Here is a 2,513-nt window from a genome sequence, read left to right on the forward strand (position 1 = left end):
CGCGGACGGGCCGGCGCGGGCTCCGCGGCCGGCACCTCGGCGACCGGCTCCGGCTCGGCGGCCGGCGCGGGCGTCGGCTCGACCGGCACCACGATCGCGGCGGTCTCCTCGGCGGCCTTGGGGGCGCCCGCCGGAGCGGACACCTTCCGGCTCACCCGACGACGGCCACGGCTACGGCCGGCGGCCGCCTCGGCCTCCGCGGGGCTGCTGAACCACTCATCGGTCTCGGCCACCGCGGGCTGCAGCTCGGCCTCCGTCACCGGGGCGGGCTCCAGCTCGGGCGCACCGCCGTCCGGGGTCGGCGCGGCGATCTCGGCCTCGTGGACGTGCGGCTCGGCCTGCGCGGCCTTGCCCTTCTTCTTGCGCTTGCCGCCACCGCCGACAGCCGTCGGCTGGTCCATGTGGACGATGACGCCACGGCCGTTGCAGTGCACACACGGCTCGGAGAAGGACTCCAGCAGGCCCTGGCCGACCCGCTTACGGGTCATCTGGACCAGTCCGAGCGAGGTGACCTCGGCCACCTGGTGCTTCGTACGGTCCCGGCCCAGGCACTCCAGCATCCGCCGCAGCACCAGATCCCGGTTGGACTCCAGCACCATGTCGATGAAGTCGATGACGACGATGCCGCCGAGGTCGCGCAGCCGCAGCTGACGCACGATCTCCTCGGCCGCCTCCAGGTTGTTCCTGGTGACCGTCTCCTCGAGATTGCCGCCCTGACCGGTGAACTTCCCGGTGTTGACGTCGATCACGATCATCGCTTCGGTCTTGTCGATCACCAGCGAACCGCCGCTGGGCAGCCAGACCTTGCGGTCCAGCGCCTTCATCAGCTGCTCGTCGATCCGGTACGTCGCGAAGACATCGACGTCCGAGGTCCACTTCTGCAGCCGGTCGGTGAGGTCCGGCGCGACATGCGCGACATAGCCGTGAATGGTCTCCCAGGCGTCGTCACCGCTGACGATGACCTTGGAGAAGTCCTCGTTGAAGATGTCGCGGACGACCCGGACGGTCATGTCCGGCTCGCCGTAGAGCAGGCTCGGCGCGTTGGAGCTGCCGCCGCTCTTGGCCTTCTTCTGGATCTCTTCCCACTGCGTCTGCAGCCGCTGGACGTCGCGCGCCAGCTCCTCCTCGCTCGCGCCCTCCGCGGCGGTACGGACGATGACGCCCGCGTCCTCGGGGACGATCTTCTTGAGGATCTGCTTGAGCCGCGCCCGCTCGGTGTCCGGGAGCTTGCGGCTGATACCGGTCATCGAGCCCTCGGGCACGTAGACCAGGTAGCGGCCGGGCAGCGAGACCTGGCTGGTCAGGCGGGCACCCTTGTGGCCGATCGGGTCCTTGGTGACCTGCACCAGCACCGACTGGCCGGACTTCAGCGCGGTCTCGATCCGGCGCGGGCCGTTGGACATGCCCAGCGCCTCGAAGTTGACCTCACCGGCGTACAGCACGGCGTTACGGCCCTTGCCGATGTCGACGAAGGCGGCCTCCATCGACGGCAGGACGTTCTGCACCTTGCCGAGGTAGACATTGCCGACGTACGAGGTCGCCTGCTCCTTGTTGACGTAGTGCTCCACGAGCACGTTGTCCTCAAGGACACCGATCTGGGTGCGCTCGCCGCTCTGGCGGACGACCATCACCCGCTCGACGGCCTCGCGGCGGGCGAGGAACTCCGCCTCGGTGATGATCGGCACCCGGCGGCGGCCCTGCTCGCGGCCCTCACGACGGCGCTGCTTCTTGGCTTCCAGGCGCGTCGACCCCTTGATCGACTGCACCTCGTCCGCGCTGGTGCCCTCGTCCTTCTTGCGGGGCTCACGGACCTTGACGACCGTACGCTCCGGGTCGTCGGCGCTGCCGGCCTCGACCTCGGCGGGCTCACCGGTGCGACGGCGCCGGCGACGGCGACGACGGCTGCTGCTGGTGCCGCCCGCCTGCTCCTCGGCCTCCTCGTGCGACTCCGGCTGCTCGGCGGCCTCCTCCTCGCCCTCCTCGGGCTCGGCCTCCGCCTCGGCCTCCCGCTCCTCGGCGTACTGCTCGTCGGCGCCCTCGGCGGCCTCACCGCGACGGCGGCGACGGCCACCACGGCGGCGACGGCGCGAGGGACGGTCTGCGGACTCGTCCTCACCGCGGCCGGCCTCGCCCTGCTCGGCCTCCGGCTCGGCGGCTTCCTCGGTCTCGGTTTCCTCGACCGCGGTCACCTGCTCGGGCTCGGCCGGGGCGCCACGACGGCGGCGACGGCGCGCGGCGGCGGGCTGCTCCTCCGTCACCTGCTCGGTGACGACCTCTTCATGGCGGGCCGCGGCATGGGCGGCGGCGGCCGCGGTCTCCGGCGTCTGGAACATCGGCTCGGTGAAGACCGGCGGCTGGAAGACGGCGGTCGGCGGCCGCTGTGCCCGGCGACGGCCGCGCAGCGGCGCCTCCTGCACGGGCTCCTCCTCGGCACGGGGCGCCTCGGCGGCCGGCTGCTCGGCGGCGCGCTCGCCACGGCGACGGGCACGGCGGCGGGGCGTCTCGGCCTCGGC

1 protein-coding gene is annotated in these 2,513 nt (G+C 72.3%); it reads right to left on the bottom strand.

Annotated elements, in window-relative coordinates; genetic code table 11:
• Positions 1–2,513: Rne/Rng family ribonuclease (locus DY245_RS33705; protein WP_181923994.1), on the bottom strand; the 2,513-nt coding region annotated here is incomplete at both ends.

Source organism: Streptomyces inhibens (assembly GCF_003389455.1).
GTDB lineage: Bacteria > Actinomycetota > Actinomycetes > Streptomycetales > Streptomycetaceae > Streptomyces > Streptomyces inhibens.